Source organism: Pseudomonas sp. 58 R 12, assembly GCF_900005865.1.
Lineage (GTDB): Bacteria > Pseudomonadota > Gammaproteobacteria > Pseudomonadales > Pseudomonadaceae > Aquipseudomonas > Aquipseudomonas tritici.
Genome location: NZ_CVTP01000008.1, coordinates 332,254 through 352,348, shown reverse-complemented (window position 1 = coordinate 352,348; position 20,095 = coordinate 332,254). Strand labels below are relative to the sequence as shown.

The window sequence follows — 20,095 nt, the reverse complement described above, 5'->3', positions numbered from 1 at the left end:
TCAGGCCGAACGCGGCCCTGCTGACGAGATTTCAGCTGACAATTTGGAATAAGAAATCACCTCTTGCCGACGGCGCCGGCAAGAGGTGTGAGGTCAAGGCTTGGGCTTCTTCGGCGCCGGCGGCTTTTTAGCGGCCGCTGGTGCTGGCTTGCTGGCCGCTGGTGCTGGCGGCTTGGCTTTTGGCGACGGTTTAGGCGCGCTTGCCTTGGGCTTGGCCCCCGCCTTTGGCTTGCTTGGCGTCAACGCTTCGGCTTCCGCCAGCTTGCGCGCCATTTCCCAGTGCCGTGCATCTTCACCGTGGGGTTTGCCTTCGGACTCCCAGATCTGATGCGCCAGCTCGCGTATGCGTTTGTCTTCAGTACTCATCACAATGCTCCTCGCAGAAAATTTTCAGCTTTCTTGATCATCAGGATTGATAAAGACATTGACCGGGAAATCCCCCAGGGCAGTGCTAACCAACAGCTCCTTGTCTGGTGTGACTGCGCCTGTATGAAAAAGTCCCTTCCAGTTTTGGGTTGTCGCGGCGAACGGTAATTTCACCCGCGTATCGCCCCAAACCTGCGCATTGATCTGGGGATGCACACCGTTTTCAAGCAAGCGATGGGGCCAGCGTGGCACCACCACCAGCAGGCGTTTGCCCTGGTGTTCACGACAGAACGCGACCACGCGTTCAGCGTGCTTGCCAACCACGTCCAGCGGTGTGTAGGTGCCGCTGCGGAACAGCTCGGGATGGGCCTTGCGCACGGCCAGCACCTGAGCAATCAGCGCCTGTTTGATACGCCCGTCGCGCCAGTTGAACAGCAGTTCGCCAATGTCCGGTGGTGTATCCAATGCGTGTTGCCGTGCATTGAAATCCACCGGGCGGCGGTTGTCCGGGTCCACCAGGCTGAAGTCCCAGAACTCATCGCCCTGGTACAGGTCCGGCACACCCGGCACAGTGATGCGAAGCAAGGATTGCGCCAGGCCATTCAACGCGCCGGCCGGGGCAATCACCTGGGCGGCGTTACCGATAGCGGTGCGCAATGGGTGGCCTTCGTCGCTGAGCAACAGCAGCGACAGGAATGCCTCGACGCCTTGTTCATAGGCCTCGTTGGGCGCGCTCCAACTGCTCTGCAACTTGGCTTCGCGCAGGGCTTTTTGTTGCCACTGCCACAGGCGCTGCTGGTAACCCTCGAAGTCGGCGGCCAGGTCCAGCGGCCAACTGCCCAGCAGTGCCTGGTAGAGGATCAATTCATCGCCGGCTGACGGCGTGTTTGCATCGGTACGCAACGGGGCGGCGAGGGTGCGCCAGTGCTCCACTTGCTCGACGTACCACGGCGCGCACTCGCTGATCACCGCCAGGCGCGCGCGCGTGTCTTCGCCGCGCTTGTGGTCGTGGGTGGCGGTGGCCAGCAGGTTGTCGGGGAAGCTCTGCAAGCGTTGCCCGTTGACCGCATGAAAATCGGCCAACGGCGCGCTGAACTGCTCAGTGCTGAAGCCCACGTCATTGCGCGATAGCAATACCGCCGAACGATAGAACGCCGTGTCTTCCACGGCCTTGGCGGCCGCGGGCGACGTCAGTTGCTGGAAGCGCACGCAGGCATGCTTGAGGATCTTGCGTTCACGGCCCACAGGCCGATTGCGCCACGGCTGGCCGCCCAGCCATTTCTCCAGGTGCTCGAGTACTGGCCAGTCGCCTTCACCCAGGGTCGTGCGAGCGCCCTCCATGGCTTGCTGGAATACCTTGTCGTCGGCGGCGCTGCGCCCACGGGCACTGATGTAGGTGCGGTACACCGGGAAGTGCACGATCAGTTCCTGCAAGGCACGGCGGATCGCGCCCAGGGTCAGGTCGCGGGTCATCACATCGTCGCGGGCCACTTGCAGCAGCGCGCGCGCCACGCTTTCAAAGTCGCCGCCGAGTGAACCGTTGAGGATTTGCTGGCGCGCCAGTCGGGCTTCCTCAATGAAGGCCGAAGGCCGTTCGCTGTGGCGCGTCCACAAGTCGGCCAATGGCTCAAAGCCGTCCGGGTGATGTTGCAGCAGCGAGAGCTGGTTCATGAATTCGTAGCCGGTGGTGCCGTCCACTTGCCAGTCTTCACGCAGGGTTTCGCCATCTCCGAGGATTTTTTCCACAAAGATCGGCAGATGCCGCTCTGGCGACAGCGAATCGACGCGGCGGCGCAGCTTGCGGCAGTAACCGCGCGGGTCGGCCAGGCCGTCGATATGGTCGATGCGCAGGCCATCTACCAGGCCTTCGCTGATCAGTTCGAAGATTTTGCCGTGGGTGGCTTCGAACACCGCAGTGCGTTCTACGCGCAGGCCGCCGAGTTCGTTGACATCGAAGAAACGACGCCAGTTGATATCGTCCGCAGCGGTGCGCCAGCTGGCCAGGCGGTAGGCCTGTTGTTCGAGCAACTGATGCAGGCGGTTGAAGCCCTCGGGTTGGCGCCCGTCGAACTCGGCCAGCCGTTGTTCAATGGCCGGCAACACCTCGGTGGCACGTTCGGCCAAGGCCTGCTTCAGCCACTGCGCCTCATGGTAGGCGTCGTCTTGGTAGGCAAGGGCGGAAAAGCGCTCCGCCAAGGGCTTGAGCAGTTCACCGGTGCCCAGGATCGCTGCGTATTCCTTTGGGCAGATCGGGAAGCGGTGTTCGTAATGCTCGACGTAGAACGCGCCGTGGGGGGCGTCGAACTTCAAGGTCAGGGCGCCGGTCTGCAGGGCTTCGCCATAATCGCTGCCTAGGAATGGCATCAGCAATTGGCCCTTGAGCAACGGGTCGGGCGAATGCCACTGAATATCGAAGAACTCGCTGTAGGGGCTCAGGCGACCCCACTCCAGCAGGTCCAGCCACCAAGGGTTATCCGCGCCGCCCACCGCCATGTGGTTGGAGACGATATCGAGGATCAGCCCCATATTGTGCTCACGCAGCGCCGCGACCAAGCGGCGCAAGGCCGCTTCGCCGCCCAGTTCCGGGTTGACGCTGGTGGGGTCGACCACGTCGTAGCCATGCATGGACCCGGCGCGGGCGCTGAGCAGTGGCGAGGCATACAGATGACTGATGCCCAATTGGGCGAAATACGGCACCAGGGGCACCGCATCATCGAGGGTAAAACCTTTATGGAATTGCAGGCGCTGGGTGGCGCGCAGGGGCAGTGCTTTCATCGGTCACGCTCATAGGCTTGGTTGCGCGCGACGGCCAATAGTTCGAGGCGGCGGGCGGCTCCGGCATTGTCGAGCAGGCTGGAGGCTTCACCCGGCAGGCGGCGGCGCCAGTTGGGGTGGGTGTCGGTGGTGCCGGGCAGGTTGGGCTGTTCTTCGACGCCCAGCGCGTCCTCCAGCGGCAGCAAAACCAGCGGCGCGCGGGTGTGGCCGAGGTAGCGCACGCTGGCGTCGATCATATGGTCGGTTTCATTGCGAATTTCTTCGACGAAATTCTGCGGGTCCTGGCTCAAGGCCTGGCGCAGTGCCTGGCGTTCGCGCAGGCGGTGTTCGCTCCATTGCTCCACGGTCGGCGCATCGATCAGGCCGAGCTGGATGTTCCAGTCGATATCACGGCTGTGCCACCAACCGTTGAGCGTAGGCAAGTCGTGGGTGCTGGTGGTCGCCAGCGCGTTGTCGGGCCAGTCGAGGATCGGCCTGAACTGGCCTTCGTGGTTTTGCTCGAACAGCAACACGCGCATGCCCAGAATAGAGCGGGCGATGAGTTTTTCGCGCAGGCCATCCGGCACCGTGCCGAGGTCTTCACCGAGCACAATCGCCTGGTGGCGGTGGGATTCCAACGCCAGCAGGCGCAACAGGTCGTCCACCGGGTAATACAGGTAGGCGCCGTCCCTGGGCGAGGCGTCCATGGGGATCACCCACAGGCGTTGCAGGCCCATCACATGGTCGATACGCAAGCCGCCAGCGTGGGCGAAGTTGGCACGCAGCATTTCGATGAAGGCGCGAAAACCATGGCGCTTGAGGCCTTCAGGCGAGAACGCGGATATGCCCCAGCCCTGGCCGGCACGGTTGAGGATGTCGGGCGGCGCGCCGACGGTCAGGTTGGCGAGCAACTCATCCTGGCGGCTCCAGGCCTGGCTGCCGCCGCCGTCGGCGCCCACGGCCAGGTCGGCGATCAAACCGACGCCCATGCCGCTGCCTCGGGCGGCCTGCTGTGCGCGCTCAAGGCAACGGGCGATCAGCCATTGGCTGAAGGCGAAGTAGCCGATTTCATCGCGGTTTTCTTCGGCGAACTGCGCCAGGGCCGGACTCTGGGGCGTGCGCCAATCCTGCGGCCAGTGGCGCCAGTCAAGGTCTTCACCCTTCGCGGCACGTGCGGCTTGCACGGCTTCGAAGCGGCAGTGGTTTTCCAGCGCCTCGCCACCGGCCTGGCGGAAACTCAGGAAATCGGCGTGTTGTGGGTGGTGGCCGTGACGGAAGTCTTCATACAGTGCACGCAATAGTCGTTGCTTGGCCTTGGCGGCCGTGGGCCAGTCGATCAGGGTGTGCTGCTCCAGATCGTGCAATTCATCTGTCAGGCCGATGGCCTCGATGGCGTTGCGCACTTCGCGCTCACCCAGGATGCAGCCAGGCGAAGCGTACAAGCCGTTGAGGAACAAGCGACTCGATGGCGAGTAGGGGCTGTAGCGCCCGGTGTCGGCGCTGAACATCGCGTGCATCGGGCTGATCGCCAGGGCGTCGGCGCCGCGTTCGGCGGCCGAGCGGGCCAGGTGCTCCAGGGCCAGGGTGTCGCCAAAGCCGCCATCACCCAGGCGGCGCAAGGAATACAGTTGCGCGCTGACGCCCCAGGCGCGGGCGGGTTGTGTGTCGACGGCTTCAGCCACGCTGTAGCAATGGGTGGGGGCGACGGCCAGGGTGAACGTCTGGCCGGCGATCTGCACGTGGTGGTAGCCGAGGGCAATGATGCCCGGCAGCACTGCGTTGCCATCAAGCCGCAGTTCCAGGGTTTCGCCGTCTTCAAGGCTGACCCGGCACGCGGTGTCAGGTTCAAAGTAGCGCGCCAGGTCCAGCCCTTCGCCGCTGTCGATGGTCATCAAGGGTGGCAGGTGTTTGTCTTGTTGCACCTGCTCCAGTTCGTACAGGCTGGCGTCGATCTCGGCATCGCTGTCGGCCGGGTGGCCCAGGCCTTTGAGAACGGCGCGCAGGGCGTCGGCTTTCACTCGTTGCGGGCGACCGTTTGCGTCGATCCAATCGACGGCCAGGCCCGCTCGGCTGGCGAGGATTTCCAGGTTCGCTTCGCTCAAGGGTGCTCTCCAACAGGGGATAAGGTGACGCGTGCGCTGTACGGCGGCAAGTGTGTGCCGGCGTTGGCAGGCGTTTCGAACAGGACGGGGGCCGTCGCCGGATGATCCAGGGCCGTGGCGCTCAGGTTGAGGTCGATCTGCAGCCGGCTGCCGTTACCCAGGCGCCAACGGGCAGTGACGGCGCCCTCGGCCAACACCTCGGCGCCCAGTGCCACGCTGCCCGGCAAGTGCGGCACGATGTGATGGTGGCGCAGGCTCAGCAGTTGGCGGTAGAGCTGGGCGTGTGAGTTATCGGTAAACGACGGTGCCGATTGTAGAAAGGTGGACGCGTCGTTGGGATCGGGAATGCGTTCACGTCGTTCCGGGTCCTTGAACGCGGCGAAGTCAGCAAACTCACTGCGCCGTCCTTCACGTACCGCTTCGGCCAACTCGCCGTGATGGTCGGTGAAGAACAGGAATGGCTCGCTGGCATTCACCTCGTCACCCATGAACATCAGCGGAATCATCGGCGACAGCAACAGCAGGGCGGTCGCGGCCTCCAACGCCTGGGGCGAGCAGAGTTGGTGCAAGCGTTCGCCCAGAGCGCGGTTGCCGATCTGGTCGTGGTTCTGCAAAAACGCTACAAACGCGGTCGGTGGCAGATGCCCACTGGGTTCACCGCGCTCATGGCCATGCCGAGTGGTGTGGCCCTGGTAGATAAAACCTTCGCTCAGGCAACGGGCCAATTTAGCCGTAGGGTCATGGGCAAAGTCGCTGTAATAGGCATCCGTCTCGCCCGTCAGCAAGACGTGCATGACGTTGTGGAAGTCATCGTTCCATTGCGCGTCGAAATCGCGCTCGTACTCAAGAAGGCCGGCCTGATTCAGTTCGTTTTCCAGGGTCAGCCAGACGTGCCGACCCGTGTCCACTTGTTCGCGAACCCGGTGGGCCAACTCTTGGAGAAACTCCGGATTGTCGATGGCATGCACCGCGTCCAGGCGCAGCCCGTCGAAGCGGTATTCGAGCAGCCACATCAAGGCGTTATCCAGGAAGAAGTCGCGCACTTCACGGCGATCGAAGTCGATACCCGCGCCCCATGGGGTGTGCACGTCTTCCTGGAAGAAACCCTTGGCGTATTGCCCCAGGTAGTTGCCGTCGGGCCCGAAGTGGTTGTAGACCACGTCAAGGATCACCGCCAGGCCATGCTCGTGGGCGCTGTCGATCAGGTGCTTGAGCTGTTCGGGGGTGCCGTAGGAAGCTTGAGGCGCGTAGGGCAGGACCCCGTCGTAGCCCCAGTTGCGTTCGCCGGGAAATTGCGCCAAAGGCATTAATTCAATCGCGGTGATACCCAGCTCAGCCAGGCGTGGCAGGTGTTTCTCGACGTCTGCGTAACCGCCCAGTGCACCGACATGCAGTTCGTAGATCACTGCTTCGTGCCAGGGGCGGCCTTGCCAATTGCTGTGTCGCCACTGATAGGCGAGCGGGTCGACTACCAGGCTCCAACCATGTACGTCCGAGGCTTGAGCCCTGGACGCCGGGTCGGGTACATCCATTTCTCCGTCAATGTTGTAGCGGTAGCGCGTGCCCGCAGGGCACTTGATTTCTGTTTCGAACCAGCCATCTGCCTGAGGCAGCATGGCGACGGACTTGCCATCTTCCAATTCAACGCTGACATAAAACGCGTCTGGCGCCCACAAGGCAAAACGCGTGTGTTGCGCGTCCAGCATGATTGCGCCGTGGGGCCAGGTTTCCAGAGTCCGTAACGGCATCTATAGAGACCTTCCTTCGATTATTTAGCGGATTTCCCCAGTGCCTTCGCCACCAGTTGTTCGTAGAGCTCGGCGTAGGGTTCCACCGCCTGGCTCCAGTTGAACGGCTGCGTCATCGCCCGGCTGCGCATGGCGTTGAGCAGGCCTGGGAAGGCAAACACCTTGAACGCGCGGTTCAAGGCTTCTTTGTAGCTGTCGACGGTGGATTCATTGAACAGGAATCCGGTCACGCCATTTTCGATGGTGTCGGCCAAGCCACCGGTGTTACGGGCGACGGGCAGCGAACCGAAGCGCTGGGCATACATTTGGCTGAGACCGCAGGGCTCGTAGCGCGACGGCATCAACAGGAAATCGCTGCCGGCGAACATGCGTCGGGCATCGGTCTCGTTAAAACCGATGCGCACGCCGATTTGGCCTGGGAAGCGCAGCGCCAGTTCACGCATGGCGTTCTCTTCTTCCGGCTCGCCGCGACCGATGATAGCGATCTGCCCACCTTGCTCGACGATAAAGCTGGCAACGGCTTCGGTGAGGTCGAGGCCTTTCTGGAACACCAGGCGCGACACCACGGCGAACAGCGGGCCGGTCGACTCATTCAAACCGAACAGGTTGCGCACTTGAGCGGCGTTGACCGCCTTGCCTTCCCAGTCGCCGATGTTGAAGTTGTGCGTCAGGTGCGGGTCAGTGGAGGTTTCCCAGCTGTCTTCGATCCCGTTGGGAATGCCGCTGAGCAGACCTTGCTGGGTCTTGCTGGCCAAAAAGCCATCAAGGCCGCAGCCGAATTCCGGGGTGGTGATTTCCCGGGCGTAGGTGGCGCTCACGGTGGTGATATGGCTGGAATACGCCATGCCGGCCTTGAGGAACGACATCTTGCCGTAGAACTCCATGCCTTCCTGTTGCAAGGCGTGAGGGGGAATCCCCAGCTCAGGCGTGGAGGCCAGGCTGATCACGCCCTGGTAGGCCAGGTTATGGATGGTGAACAGCGTCGGGGTGCGTGACCCACGCCAGTGCATATAGGCCGGCGCCAGGCCAGCGGGCCAGTCGTGGGCGTGCACCAGGTCCGGGCACCAGTGGATCTGCGCCAGGTTGGCGGCCATGTCAGCGGCGGCCAGGCCCAGGCGGGCGAAGCGAATATGGTTGTCCGGCCAGTCGCGGCCGTTGTTGGCGCCGTAGGGTGTGCCTTCCCGTTCGTAAAGCTCGGGGCAGATCAATACATAGATGACCAGGCCGTCCTTGAGGTCCATGCGCCCGATCTTGCACGGCGGCAACGCGGCGTGGCCACCCAGCTCACCAATGATATGGATCGGGTTATCGCTTTCCATCACCTGCGGGTAACCGGGGATCAGCACCCGCACATCGTGCAGGTGGGCCATGGCTCGCGGCAGCGCCGCAGACACATCGCCCAGGCCGCCGGTCTTGACCAGGTCGGCAAATTCGGAAGTGACGAACAGGACCTTTTTACGATTTGGATTGTGGCTCGGGACGGGCCGCACCGTGTTGAGGTCGACCAAAGAGGTCGACCCGCCAACTGGCTGACTAACACGCTCTCCCTGAATACTTGCAGCGGCACTGATCATAGTTATCTCCACGTGTTGGTCGGCTAATGGCCCGCTGCCATTAGCTCCGATGACCGCATCCTGCGGCCAGGCGCACAAGCGCATGACAAAACTGGCAAGGCGTATGCCAGTTGCACGGTTAGCTTAAAAAGATTGGATAGACGGCATCTGGTATGAACCGCTTGTGCGCGCCTTACCCTAAACCTGACCTATGGCAGAGTTGGAAAGTTTCGATTATTTTCGCGGGGTTTTTGTTTTGAAACGGACCCATCGGTCATCAGTCTAGGACAGATCCCAGAGCCTGTAGGGTTTATACGAGGATTTTGTAGGACAAAATACTTGTAACCATATGCTTTGCGCGAAGGGAGGGGTTTGTAGCGAGCGGGCTTGCCCCGCATGTAGTGAGCAGGCTTGCCCTGCGCTGGAGTGCGAAGCGCTCCCAATTTTGGCGGGCCCGGCTCAACAGTGTGACCGAGGTGGCTATTTGGGGCCGCTTCGCGCCCCAGCGCGGGGCAAGCCCGCTCACTACGAGAGGGTTGCCCTTGAATGGTGCGTTATCCCAGCACGCGAATGGGCAGACCGTTTGTCCAAGCGTGGATGTTTTCGATCATCTGAGAATAGAACTGCCGGTAATTCTGCTGGCTTACATACCCCACGTGTGGCGTGGCCAGCACCTTTGGCAAACGGCGGAACGGGTGGTCCACTGGCAACGGTTCCTCGGCGTATACATCCAGCGCCGCCCCCGCCAGGCGTCCGCTTTCCAGTGCATGCACCAGCGCCTGCTCATCCACAATCGGTCCGCGTGCGGTATTGACCAAGTGGGCCGTGGGCTTCATCCAGCCCAGTGCCTCGGCATCCACCAGCCCACGACTGCGGTCGCTGAGCACCAGGTGCACGGTGAGGATGTCGGCTTGTTCAAACAGCTCTCTCTTGCTGACCCACGTAACGCCGGACTGGGCAGCACGCTCAGGCGTAAGGTTTTCGCTCCAGGCAATCACGCGCATGCCAAACACCTGGGCGAACTGCGCGACTTTCTGGCCAATGCTGCCAAGCCCGAGAATGCCCAGCGTCTTGCCATACAGGTCGCCGCCGAGGCCAACCTGCCAGTCGCCAGCGCGCAACGAATTGGCTTCGGCCACCAAGTTACGGGTGGAGGCCATGATCAACGCCCAGGTCAGTTCCGGCGCCGCGTGTTTATAGCTGTCGGTGCCGCATACGGTGATGCCCTGGGCCTTGGCAGCAGGAATGTCGATCACCGCGTTGCGCATGCCGCCGGTGACCAGCAATTTGAGCGCTGGCAGGCCTTGCAGCAGGGCTTTGTCGAAGGTGGAGCGTTCGCGCATCACGCAAATCACCTCGAAGCCCTTTAAACGCTCGATCATGGTGGCGGTATCTGCCGGGTAATCGTGCAGAAAGTGCACATCGCCCACGGCCTCCAGGACCGACCAATCCACCACGCCACTGGCCACATGCTGCCAATCATCAATGACTGCGATCTGTACCGACATTCACGAGCACCTCGAAAAAGGTTGGATTAAAGCGCGTTCAGCCCCTGCAACAGCGCTTTGTGAAACTGGGCCGGTTCCTCCATCTGCGGTGCATGCCCCAAGCCTGGGAATTCCACCAGGGTTGCATGGGGAATCAACTTGGCCACTTGCTTGCCCAGCACGGCATAGTTGCCGAGCTTCGCCTTGACCGCTGGCGGTGCGACGTCTTTGCCAAGGGCGGTGTTGTCGGACGTGCCGATCAGCAGCAGCGTGGGCATTTGCAGGTTCTTGAACTCGTAGTACACCGGCTGGGTGAAGATCATGTCGTAAATCAGCGCCGAGTTCCACGCGACCAGCGTATGCCCCGGGCCGTTGCTCAGGCCTGCGTACATGTCCACCCAGCGCTCGTACTCCGGCTTCCAGCGCCCGACGTAATAGGTGGCCAGTTGATATTTGCGAATGCCTTCGGCGCTGACTTTCAGCTCGCGCTCATACCATTGGTCGACGGTGAGGGCGGGCACGCCCAAGGCCTTCCAGTCTTCCAGGCCAATCGGATTGACTAGCCCGAGCTGTTCGGTTTGCGCGGGGTACATCAGTGCATAACGCGTGGCAAGCATGCCGCCGGTGGAGTGGCCAATGAGCGTGGCTTTTTGAATGCCGAGCTTCTCCAGCAACTGGTGGGTGTTGGTTGCCAGTTGCTGGAAGCTGTATTGATAGTGATCGGGCTTGCTGGAGCTACAGAAGCCGATCTGGTCCGGCGCGATCACCCGGTAACCGGCGTCGCTCAGGGCTTTGATCGAGCCTTCCCATGTGGCGCCGCAGAAGTTCTTGCCGTGCATCAGCACCACGCTGCGGCCGTTGGCCTGCCCTTTGGCGGGCACGTCCATATAGCCCATTTGCAAGGCCTTGCCCTGGGATTCAAATTCGAAATGCTGAAGCGGGTAGGGGTATTCGAAGCCTTGCAGCTCGGGGCCGTAGGTCGCGGCGAACGCTGGGGCGGTAGTGGCCGCGAGCAGGCCGGCGATGCAAAAAGCGCGGGTCAGGGGCATTGGCAGGGCTCCGAAAAAGGGTGCTCGGATGCTGTTGCGAGGGGATTAAGTGGGGATTAACACCCACTGCAAGGTAATTGCCGCGAGCACGCCATAACGTACGCTTTTGGCCAGGGTCACCAGCAGCAGGAATCGCCACAGAGGCTCACGCATTACCCCGGCGACCAACGTCAGTGGGTCGCCAATGATCGGCACCCAACTGAGCAACAGGGTCCAATGCCCCCATCGCGCGTAATGTTTGCGGGCTTTGTCCAACTGCCTGTCGCTGACCGGAAACCAGCGCCGTTCCTTAAAGTGCTCAACCCAGCGGCCGAGCCACCAGTTCACCACTGAACCCAGCACGTTGCCCAACGTGGCAACCCCCAGCAACAGCCATAGGCTGTAATGCCTGCTGAGCAGCAGGCCAACCAGAACGGCTTCCGATTGCAGTGGCAGTAAGGTCGCGGCGCCAAACGCCGCGAAGAATAATCCCAGGTAGCCCGCGATCATTGCGCCGGGTATTCAGCCACCACGACATCTTTATCTTCACGGGTCAGGCCGATGACTTGATAGGCCTCGCTGCGGCCTTCCACTTCCATACCCGGCGAGCCCATGGGCATGCCCGGTGCAGCAATGCCCAGCAGGTCATCACGTTTGCGCAAGGCCAGCACCTGTTCAGCGGGCACGTGGCCTTCGACGAATTTGCCGTCGATCACCGCGGTATGGCACGAGCCCAGGCGCGGTGCCACGCCCAAGCGTTGTTTGACGGCGCTCATATCGGCTTCCACGTGGTCGTTGACCTTGAATCCGTTGCTTTCCAGATGGCTGATCCACTTTTTGCAGCAGCCGCAGCTGGCGTCACGGTGCACGTCGATGGGGATCAGGTCGGCGGCCTGGACGAGGGTGGTGGTGAACAGGGCAGAGAGCAGAGCCAGGCGTAATGTGCTTTTCATAGGGGAGGCTCGCGTGCAGGCGTTAGCAATTGGGATGGCGGCGATCATGACGACGTCATCGCAGGCAAGCCAGCGCCCAAAGGTCAGCAGGCAGGGTGGGAATGTTTCAAAATTATACGAAGGGTGGATTTTCCATCCGACGCTTGAGCTGGCCGAGGGCTACCGCCGAGAGTTCGATCATGCGTTCATGCAACGTGGTCAGTTGCAATTCGGTTTCATACGTCAATACACGCTTGAACAGCGTCCCGCCTTGGTGGGGCAGCAGGAAATAGTGGATGGAGCCATCGACGGCCACGGAGGTGAACACCGTCTTGAATTCGCCGGGGCGCCGGGCGATCTGTACGCGGTAACTCATCGGCACACGCACACCCAGCAAGTCGATGAATTCAGTGAAACGTGCGCCGGCAGGAAGGGAACCGGTAGTGCCGGTGTCGGCGCTGAGGGATGTGGGGTGCCATTCGTGCCAGCGATCCGGTTGGGTCACATAGTCGTAAACGGCTTCGATGGGAGCCTGGATAAAGCGTTCCTGACTGATCCGCTCCAAGCGGACCGACTGCTCGGCTGAGCGCATGGCACACCTCCTGTGTGGCGTCTTCGAGCTGTCAGAATAGTCCCACTCCCGCGCTTTGGCACGGGAGTGTTTCAACCATTTATCACCGCACTTTGAAGCGACCCATCAAGGCAATCACTCGGCCATTCGCATCCAGCAGGCTCTGGGTATTGGTTTCAGTGGCGTGGCCGCTCTGTACCAGCTCTTCGACCATTTGTCGGATCTGCACCATGCTGCGGTTGATCTCCTCGGTCACTGCGCTTTGCTGCTCGGCGGCCGTGGCGATCTGGGTGCTGAGGTTGTTGATATGGCTCACGGAACCTGCCATTTCGTCCAGGCCGGTGTTCACCCGCGCCGTGGCATCCGCCGCCGACTGACAGCTGGCCTGGGTGTTTTCCATGGCCGCTACCGAGGAACTGACGCCCGCGGTCAGGCGGGTGAGCATTTCGTTGATCTGCGAGGTGCTGGCCTGGGTGCGGGCGGCGAGGGCGCGGACTTCATCGGCGACCACCGCAAAACCACGGCCCTGCTCCCCGGCACGCGCGGCTTCAATCGCGGCGTTGAGGGCGAGCAGGTTGGTCTGGCCGGCAATTGCACCGATCACGCCGAGGGTTTCGGTGATGCGTGCGGCGTCCTGGCGCATGTTTTCCACGCTGTGGGTGGCGCTGGAGACTTCGCCGATCAAGGCGCTGACGCTGTTGGATGCCTCTCCCACCACCACGCGGGAACGGTCGGCGTGCTCATTGGCGCGCTGGGTGAACGCAGCGGTTTCAGCGGCGTTTTGCGCGACGGTGTCGGCGGTGGAGCTCATTTCGGTGATGGCGGTTACCGTCTGGTCGGTTTCCGAGGCGTGCCGCACCAGAATCTGATTGGTGTGCGCCGAGGTCCGCTGCAGTTGCTCAAGGCTCGACGACATGGCACCGGTGGCTTGGGTGACCTCGCCGATCATGTTCTGCAGGTAGACGATAAAGCGGTTCACCGAGTGACCAATGGCACCCAGTTCGTCTTCGGCGCGGATGGTGATGCGTCGTGTCAAGTCGGCATCGCCGGCGGACAGCGCGTCGATATTGGTTTTCAGCGACTTCATGCGCTGCACCAGTTGGCGGATCGCATACACCGCGAGCAGCACCAGCAGCAATACCATGGGGATTTGCAGCAGGGCCAGGGTGCCGAGCACGTCGTCGCGCTGGGCGGTAATCAGCGAAGTAGGCAGGGCGGTGGCAAGGAACCACGGCGTGCCGGCGATCGGGCGCATATAAAAGGTGCTGGCCACGCCCTGGTTGTCGAACTCGCTGCGTTGCAACGCCTGGTCGCGATGGGCCAGGGCCTTGCTGACCTGGGCGGCAAACGCCGAGGAGCCGCTGAGTTCGCTGATGTTTTTCAACACCACCGGGCTGCTGATGCGCGTGCTGTTGCTGATGATCTTGCCGTCGCCTTCGACGATCAGCATTTGCCCGCCGATGTCTTTTTCTTTGCTGGCCACCAAGTCATTGAAGAAACCCAGGGTCACGTCGATGGTGGCGACGCCATAAGGCACGCCGTCGCGCTGGATCGCCATGGCGCAGTTGGTGCGCGGCTCCTGGCTGGCGTCGTCCTTGTAGGCGGCGGCCCAGGCGCATTGGCCGCGCGGCGAGGCCAGGCCACCTTTGTACCAGCTCTGGTCGTAGTAGTTGGGCGCTGGGTCGCTGTTCCAGAACGTATTCACGGCCAGCTTGCCCGAGGCATCACGGTGCCAGAACGTGCTGTGCTTGTTGCGTCCAGGCGTGCGTTGATTGGGCAGCGGCCAGATCCCGCCGCCGAAGACTTTCAGCTCGCCATATTGGTCGACCAGGCCTGGGAGGACTTTGTCGATGGCATCGCTGTCGAGCAAAGGGATGGTCTGGGTGATGCTGCGTTGCTGGGACTGAACCTTGTTCAGCTCGCCCTGGATTTGCTCGGCGACCTCAGCGATGCGGTTGAGCACCACCTGTTCTTCGGTATGACGCAGCGTAGGCGCGACCAACTGGCCGATTCCCACCACGGTCAATACAAATAACACCAGGACGAATAGCACCAGGAACAGGGTATAGCGGGCTTGGATGGAGCGCAGTGGGGGCATGGGGTCGTCCTTACGAAGCGTTTATTGTCGACGCGGCTTTGTTAGAGCTTCGTAGGGCTATCGGCTTGGATAGGAGGAGCTTTAGGTACCATCGTGCAAGAAAAAAGAGCGCCTTGTGAGGGCGCTCCTTTGATCAGATATCCAGCATGGCCATTACCGCCTCGGGGTAGCGCGAGCCGGCGGGTGCCTCGGCGGGGAAGATCGCTTCCAGGGCCGCCAATTCTGCCTGGCTGAGGTTGATTGAAACGGCCGCCGCATTTTCTTCCAGGTACTTGCGCTGCTTGGTGCCGGGAATCGGAATGATGTAATCGCCCTGCGCCAACACCCAGGCCAGCGCAAGTTGCCCGGCGCTGACACCTTTATCGGCTGCCAGCGCCTGCACTTGCTGCACCAGTTGCAGGTTTTTGCCGAAGTTTTCGCCTTGGAAACGCGGGTTGAAGCGACGGTAATCATCGGTGCCGAAATCATCCGGGCTTTTCAGCGCGCCCGTCAGGAAGCCACGGCCGAGCGGGCTGTAGGGGACAAATGCAATACCCAGACGCTGGCAGGTGGCGAGGCAACCGTTATGTTCCTGGTCGCGGCTCCACAACGAGTACTCGCTTTGCAGGGCACTGATCGGATGCACGTTATGAGCGCGTTCCAGGGTGGCGGCAGAGGCTTCGCTCAGGCCCAAGTAACGCACCTTGCCTTGTTGCACGAGCTCGGCCATCGCGCCGATGGTTTCTTCGATGGCGACATCCGGGTCGATACGGTGCTGGTAGTACAGGTCCAGGGTTTCTACACCCAGGCGCCGCAGGGTGCCGTTGATGGCTTCGCGGATGTACTCGGGGCGGCCATTGACGCCGCGCGACGTGGGGTTGGCCGGGTCGCGCAGGATGCCGAACTTGCTGGCCAGGAACACCTGCTCGCGTTTGCCGGCGATGGCTTGGCCGATCAGTTGTTCATTGGTGTGCGGGCCATAGATGTCAGCAGTGTCCAGGAAATTGATGCCCAGCTCCAACGCGCGGTGCAGGGTGGCGGTGGCTTCCCGGGTGTCGTTGCCAGGCGTGTAGAAATCGCTCATGCCCATACAGCCGAGGCCGATGGCGGAGACGAGTGGGCCGTTTGTACCGAGTGGACGGGTGTGCATGGGGTCAGCTCCTTAATGGGGAAGGGCTCCATTGTCACGCTCGACAAAATCGGGATAAACCGGCTAAAACTGCTATCACTGTTCGTATTATCTAAATAATCCACTGGGGAGCCGTCACTTGGACCGTTTCAACGCAATGCGTGTGTTCACACGGATCGTCGAGCTGCGCGGCTTTGCCAAGGCGGCCGACAGCCTGCAATTGCCACGCGCTTCGGTGACCATCCTGATCAAGCAATTGGAAGCACACCTGGGCGTGCAACTGTTGCAACGCACCACGCGGCAAGTCAGCCCTACGTTGGATGGCGCCGCGTACTACCAGCGCTGCGTACAACTGCTGACAGACCTGGAAGAAACCGAAGCGGTGTTTTCCACCCAGCGCCAGAACCCGCGCGGCACCCTGAGCGTGGATATGCCGTCGGGCATTGGCCGCTTGATCGTGATCCCCGCATTGCCGTCATTCACTGCGCGCTACCCGCAGATTGAACTGGAGATAGGCCTTAACGACCGCCCCGTGGACCTGATCCGCGAGGGCGTCGATTGCGTGCTGCGCGGCGGCCTGGCCCTGGACGAATCGCTGGTGGCGCGGCCTTTGGCGATGATGGATCAACTCACCCTGGCAAGTCCGGAGTACCTGGCGCGCAGGGGGGTTCCCACCTCATTCGAAGACCTGGTCGATCACCAGATGGTCGAGTACGTCTCCAGTGCCAGCGGCAAACGGTTCGGCCTGGAATTTGAGGTGGGCGGCGAATTGCAGACGGTCAACCTGCCAAAAGGCTTGGCGGTGAACAGTTCTGACGGCTACTTCGCTGCCTGCGAAGCCGGGTTCGGCTTGATCCAGGCGCCGCATTATCATGCGATGCGCCAGTTGGCCGAGGGCACGTTGCTGGAAGTATTGCCGCAGTTGGCTGTGCCGAAGATGGCCCTGACCGCGTTGTACCCACCACACCGCCAACTGTCCCAGCGCGTGCGGGTGTTTGTCGATTGGCTGGTTGAGCGCTGCGCGCAATCGGGCACCGGTTTGCAGCGCTAGGCATCGCCTGTAACATGTGCGCCTGTCGGACCCGCTCGCCATTATGTGCCTGGCAGATTCGGCTATTCACCGTAGCGACACTCTTCAGGTTCAGGAACCCGTCATGACACAAAAGCAACGTTTGAAATATTCGATTCTGATTGCCCTGGCCGTACTGGCGACGATGTTTGGCCTGTCCTACTTGCAGAACACTGGGGTTATCAGTGAGAAAACATTCCAGACCATCGCCATTGCCGTCGCAGTGGTCGTGGTGGTGATCAACGGTGTCATGCGCCGCAAGGTCAAGCTCTAAGCGCTAGGTCGTGCCTCAGGTGCGACCTTCGATCACCTTGGCAGCCTCTTCGTGGAGGCTGTAGCTTTTATCTGCATTGAGGGTGATCACGCCCTCGCTGCACAGGCGCTTGAGCACCTCGCGCACGCTGAGAAATGACAGCGGAATGCCCAGTTCCAGCAAATGGCTGTGCACACCGCGCACGCCGAGGCTGCGTCGGTTGTCGGCGGCGGTGAGCAGGGCGTCAATGACCTTCAGCCGGATCAGGCTGGTGCGCAACCCAAAACACTTGAGCAGGTGGCGAATACGCTGGTTGCCTTGCTGTTCCGGCGTTTTGCCGAACACTTGTGTACCGCTGCCAAAAGTGGTCTCGGCAGCCGGTGAATGTCCATCCGTGGGCACTTGCGAGTTGTACATGCAAAAACTCCTTATCAGAGCCTGATCAGGAAAAAAATGAGCGCTCTTGATTAATAAGACGAACGAGCGAGCGAAATCATGAAGTGCCGGATGTAGAAAATTCGTCGGTATCGGTTTTGTCACATTCGCACCGCCGTCAATAAACCTCGCCCCTTGCTAAATTATTCCCAGTGGTTTGCGTTCTTACGGTGGGGTTATTACCCCGCGTGAGGCGATTAAATCTGACTGTGGAGTCTGCGTGATTATTTCCAATGGGTTGTCCAGGGTATGTGTGGCCGGGGTGTTGCTGGGGTTGAGCCTGGCTGCGCTGGCGCGGGAGCAGGTGACGCAAGCGTCGGCGGATATCCGTCGTACCAGCTATGGCGTGCCGCACATACGCGCCAATGACGAGCGTGGCCTGGGCTTCGGCATTGGCTACGCCTACGCCCAGGACAATCTGTGCCTGCTGGCCAATGAAGTGGTCACGGTGAATGGCCAGCGCGCCAGTTTCTTTGGCCCCGAGCAGACGACCCTGGAAGAGCGCAACAACCTGGCCAGCGATGTGTTCTTTACCTGGCTGAATACGCCGGACGCCGTCGCCGCGTTCTGGAAAGCGCAGAGCCCACAGATCCAGCAGCGTATTGAAGGTTATGTGGCCGGCTACAACCGCTACCTGAAAGAGCAGGGCGCGCCGGCACAGTGCCAAGCGGCGTGGGTACGGCCACTGGTGGCTGAAGACTTGGTCAAACTGACCCGTAGGCTGCTGGTGGAAGGTGGCGTAGGCCAATTCGCCGAAGCCTTGGTCGGCGCGACACCTCCACAAGCCACGGCCAGTGCGCAGACCAGCGCCAAGGCGTTTGAACTGGCCGCCGCCAACCAGCAACGCTTTGCCTTTGATCGCGGCAGTAACGCGGTGGCGGTGGGGCGTGATCGCTCATTCAATAGGCGCGGCATGCTGCTGGCCAACCCGCACTTCCCGTGGGTGGGCGGCATGCGTTTTTATGAGATGCACCTGACCATCCCCGGCCAGCTGGATGTGATGGGCGCCGCGCTGCCGGGCTTGCCGGTGATCAATATCGGCTTCAATCAGCATGTGGCGTGGACCCATACGGTGGATACGTCCAAGCACTTCACCCTGTACCGCCTGACCCTGGACCCCAAGGATTCCACGCGCTACATGCTCGATGGCAAATCTGTTGCCCTGGATAAAACCACGGTGAACGTGCAGGTCAAACAAGCTGATGGCAGCCTCAAGAACCAGTCGCACACGGTCTATAGCTCGCAGTTCGGCCCAGTGGTGCAGTGGCCGGGCAAGCTCGATTGGGATAGGCAGTACGCGTTCAGTCTGCGCGACGCCAACCTGGGCAACGACCGCGTGCTGCAACAGTGGTATGCGATGAACCGCGCCAGCAGCCTTAATGAACTGAAAACCTCAGTGCGCACCCTGCAAGGTATCCCGTGGGTCAACACGGTGGCCGCCGATGACCAGGGCCAGAGCCTGTACATGAACCAGTCAGTGGTGCCCAACGTCAGCGCGGCCAAACTGGCGCAATGCAGTGACCCTCGCGCCGCCCTGCAACTGATCATGCTCGACGGCGCCCGCAGCGCCTGCGCCTGGGACATTGACCCACGCGCGGCCCAGGCCGGCATCTTCCCGGCTGACCAACTGCCGCAACTGGAACGCAGCGACTACGTGCAGCACTCCAACGACTCGGCGTGGATGGTCAACCCCAAAGCGCCACTCACCGGGTTCTCCCCGGTGATCAGCCAGGACCACATCGGCCTCGGCCCGCGCGCGCGTTTTGCGCTAGAACGGCTGCAGTCCCTGAAGAACCCGATCAGCGTCACCGACCTGCAAAACATGGTGATGGACAACGAGGTGTACCTGGCGGGCCAAGTCATGCCCGACCTGCTCGCGTTCTGCGCCAAACACCTCGGCGCCGACGCCGCCGCGCTGCAACCGCTGTGCACCAGCCTGAAAAACTGGGACCAGCGCGCCAACCTCGACAGCGGCGTTGGCCTGGTGCACTTCATCAATCTGGTGCAACAGCTGCAGGAAATCCCGGACGCCTGGCGCGTCGCCTTCGACCCGGCCCAGCCTCTCACCACCCCACGTGGCCTGGCCATCGACCGCGCACCCGTCGCCAAAGCCCTGCGCGAAGCGATGCTGACGTCCACCGCCGAGGTCGCCAAACTCGGCCTGAGCGCCAACAGCACATGGGGCGACATCCAAGTCTCCGGCCAAACCCCGATCCATGGCGGCCCGCAAGAACTGGGGGTCTACAACGCCATGCAAACCGTACCCCGCGCCGACGGCAAACGCGAAGTCGTCAGCGGCACCAGCTACCTGCAAATCGTCACCTTCGACGACCAGGGGCCGCATGTCAGGGGCGTACTTGCGTTCTCCGAGTCCAGCAACCCAGCCTCCAAACACAGCAAGGACCAGACCCAAGCGTTCTCCCAGAAAAAACTCAGCCCGCTGCCCTTCACCGAAGCCCAAATCAAGGCCGACCCGCAGTACCAACAACTGCACATCAAGGAGTAGGGCAGGCACGCAACTCCTTGATGGCAATACGAAATATTTTTGAAATCAAGGGGTTGCACGCATTGGCAAATACGTACATAATGGC

The 20,095-nt window shown here is 61.5% G+C and carries 16 protein-coding genes; 3 read left to right on the top strand and 13 right to left on the bottom strand.

All coding sequences use genetic code 11. The features are described from left to right. Window positions 1-93 precede the first annotated feature (93 nt). The 12 genes from BFP95_RS05165 to BFP95_RS05110 form a co-directional block, all read right to left on the bottom strand. A complete protein-coding gene (locus tag BFP95_RS05165) occupies window positions 94-366 on the bottom strand; it encodes a DUF2934 domain-containing protein (RefSeq protein ID WP_065872955.1) in 273 nt (90 codons plus the stop codon). 24 nt (window positions 367-390) lie between these two features. Then, window positions 391-3,141, bottom strand: a complete 2,751-nt coding sequence (locus BFP95_RS05160; protein ID WP_065909456.1) for a malto-oligosyltrehalose synthase — start codon at window positions 3,139-3,141, stop codon at window positions 391-393. After that, window positions 3,138-5,222, bottom strand: coding sequence for a 4-alpha-glucanotransferase (gene malQ, locus BFP95_RS05155; RefSeq protein ID WP_065909454.1), 2,085 nt, complete (start codon window positions 5,220-5,222; stop codon window positions 3,138-3,140). The genes BFP95_RS05160 and malQ overlap by 4 nt, the downstream gene beginning before the upstream one ends. Beyond that, on the bottom strand, window positions 5,219-6,970 hold the full coding sequence (gene treZ, locus BFP95_RS05150) for a malto-oligosyltrehalose trehalohydrolase (RefSeq protein ID WP_065909452.1): 1,752 nt from the start codon (window positions 6,968-6,970) through the stop codon (window positions 5,219-5,221). Before treZ ends, malQ begins: the two co-directional genes overlap by 4 nt. 20 nt (window positions 6,971-6,990) lie before the next feature. Next, complete coding sequence (gene glgA, locus BFP95_RS05145; RefSeq protein WP_083207047.1) at window positions 6,991-8,544, bottom strand: glycogen synthase GlgA; 1,554 nt, start codon at window positions 8,542-8,544, stop codon at window positions 6,991-6,993. 533 nt (window positions 8,545-9,077) lie between these two features. Next, window positions 9,078-10,031: a D-2-hydroxyacid dehydrogenase family protein gene (locus tag BFP95_RS05140; RefSeq protein WP_065909451.1), complete on the bottom strand. Its 954-nt coding sequence runs from the start codon at window positions 10,029-10,031 to the stop codon at window positions 9,078-9,080. Window positions 10,032-10,057: 26 nt separating this feature from the next. Then, on the bottom strand, window positions 10,058-11,059 hold the full coding sequence (locus tag BFP95_RS05135) for an alpha/beta fold hydrolase (protein ID WP_065872961.1): 1,002 nt from the start codon (window positions 11,057-11,059) through the stop codon (window positions 10,058-10,060). Between the two features lie 45 nt (window positions 11,060-11,104). Beyond that, complete coding sequence (locus tag BFP95_RS05130; protein WP_065909449.1) at window positions 11,105-11,548, bottom strand: YqaA family protein; 444 nt, start codon at window positions 11,546-11,548, stop codon at window positions 11,105-11,107. Next, entirely contained in the window at window positions 11,545-11,991 is a 447-nt protein-coding gene (locus BFP95_RS05125) for a DUF411 domain-containing protein (protein ID WP_065909447.1), read from the bottom strand. Before BFP95_RS05125 ends, BFP95_RS05130 begins: the two co-directional genes overlap by 4 nt. A 112-nt stretch (window positions 11,992-12,103) precedes the next feature. Beyond that, window positions 12,104-12,562, bottom strand: a complete 459-nt coding sequence (locus BFP95_RS05120; RefSeq protein WP_065872964.1) for an SRPBCC family protein — start codon at window positions 12,560-12,562, stop codon at window positions 12,104-12,106. A gap of 82 nt (window positions 12,563-12,644) precedes the next feature. After that, window positions 12,645-14,639, bottom strand: coding sequence for a methyl-accepting chemotaxis protein (locus BFP95_RS05115; protein WP_065872965.1), 1,995 nt, complete (start codon window positions 14,637-14,639; stop codon window positions 12,645-12,647). 133 nt (window positions 14,640-14,772) lie between these two features. After that, window positions 14,773-15,768, bottom strand: coding sequence for an aldo/keto reductase (locus tag BFP95_RS05110; RefSeq protein WP_065872966.1), 996 nt, complete (start codon window positions 15,766-15,768; stop codon window positions 14,773-14,775). Window positions 15,769-15,886: 118 nt separating this feature from the next. Here BFP95_RS05110 and BFP95_RS05105 point away from each other — a divergent pair, with 118 nt between their 5' ends. Both BFP95_RS05105 and BFP95_RS05100 read left to right on the top strand, forming a co-directional pair. Next, complete coding sequence (locus BFP95_RS05105; protein ID WP_065872967.1) at window positions 15,887-16,798, top strand: LysR family transcriptional regulator; 912 nt, start codon at window positions 15,887-15,889, stop codon at window positions 16,796-16,798. A gap of 103 nt (window positions 16,799-16,901) precedes the next feature. Further along, the gene (locus BFP95_RS05100; protein WP_049713137.1) at window positions 16,902-17,090 is read left to right on the top strand and encodes a hypothetical protein; all 189 of its coding nucleotides are present in this window, start codon (window positions 16,902-16,904) and stop codon (window positions 17,088-17,090) included. Window positions 17,091-17,105: 15 nt separating this feature from the next. Here BFP95_RS05100 and BFP95_RS05095 read toward each other — a convergent pair whose 3' ends face one another. After that, window positions 17,106-17,486, bottom strand: coding sequence for a fe2+ zn2+ uptake regulation protein (locus tag BFP95_RS05095; RefSeq protein WP_065872968.1), 381 nt, complete (start codon window positions 17,484-17,486; stop codon window positions 17,106-17,108). 238 nt (window positions 17,487-17,724) lie between these two features. Between BFP95_RS05095 and BFP95_RS05090 the strand changes: the two genes are divergently transcribed. Then, window positions 17,725-20,010: a bifunctional acylase PvdQ gene (locus BFP95_RS05090; protein WP_065872969.1), complete on the top strand. Its 2,286-nt coding sequence runs from the start codon at window positions 17,725-17,727 to the stop codon at window positions 20,008-20,010. Window positions 20,011-20,095 lie beyond the last annotated feature (85 nt).

Excerpts from the sequence above, each read along its gene's own strand:
- BFP95_RS05140 (WP_065909451.1), bottom strand. The coding sequence starts at position 10,031 with ATGTCGGTACAGATCGCAGTCATTGATGATTGGCAGCATGTGGCCAGT.
- BFP95_RS05130 (WP_065909449.1), bottom strand. The coding sequence starts at position 11,548 with ATGATCGCGGGCTACCTGGGATTATTCTTCGCGGCGTTTGGCGCCGCG.
- BFP95_RS05115 (WP_065872965.1), bottom strand. The coding sequence starts at position 14,639 with ATGCCCCCACTGCGCTCCATCCAAGCCCGCTATACCCTGTTCCTGGTG.
- BFP95_RS05135 (WP_065872961.1), bottom strand. The coding sequence starts at position 11,059 with ATGCCCCTGACCCGCGCTTTTTGCATCGCCGGCCTGCTCGCGGCCACT.
- BFP95_RS05100 (WP_049713137.1), top strand. The coding sequence starts at position 16,902 with ATGACACAAAAGCAACGTTTGAAATATTCGATTCTGATTGCCCTGGCC.
- BFP95_RS05120 (WP_065872964.1), bottom strand. The coding sequence starts at position 12,562 with ATGCGCTCAGCCGAGCAGTCGGTCCGCTTGGAGCGGATCAGTCAGGAA.
- BFP95_RS05165 (WP_065872955.1), bottom strand. The coding sequence starts at position 366 with ATGAGTACTGAAGACAAACGCATACGCGAGCTGGCGCATCAGATCTGG.
- BFP95_RS05125 (WP_065909447.1), bottom strand. The coding sequence starts at position 11,991 with ATGAAAAGCACATTACGCCTGGCTCTGCTCTCTGCCCTGTTCACCACC.
- treZ (WP_065909452.1), bottom strand. The coding sequence starts at position 6,970 with ATGCCGTTACGGACTCTGGAAACCTGGCCCCACGGCGCAATCATGCTG.
- glgA (WP_083207047.1), bottom strand. The coding sequence starts at position 8,544 with ATGATCAGTGCCGCTGCAAGTATTCAGGGAGAGCGTGTTAGTCAGCCA.
- BFP95_RS05160 (WP_065909456.1), bottom strand. The coding sequence starts at position 3,141 with ATGAAAGCACTGCCCCTGCGCGCCACCCAGCGCCTGCAATTCCATAAA.
- BFP95_RS05110 (WP_065872966.1), bottom strand. The coding sequence starts at position 15,768 with ATGCACACCCGTCCACTCGGTACAAACGGCCCACTCGTCTCCGCCATC.
- BFP95_RS05095 (WP_065872968.1), bottom strand. The coding sequence starts at position 17,486 with ATGTACAACTCGCAAGTGCCCACGGATGGACATTCACCGGCTGCCGAG.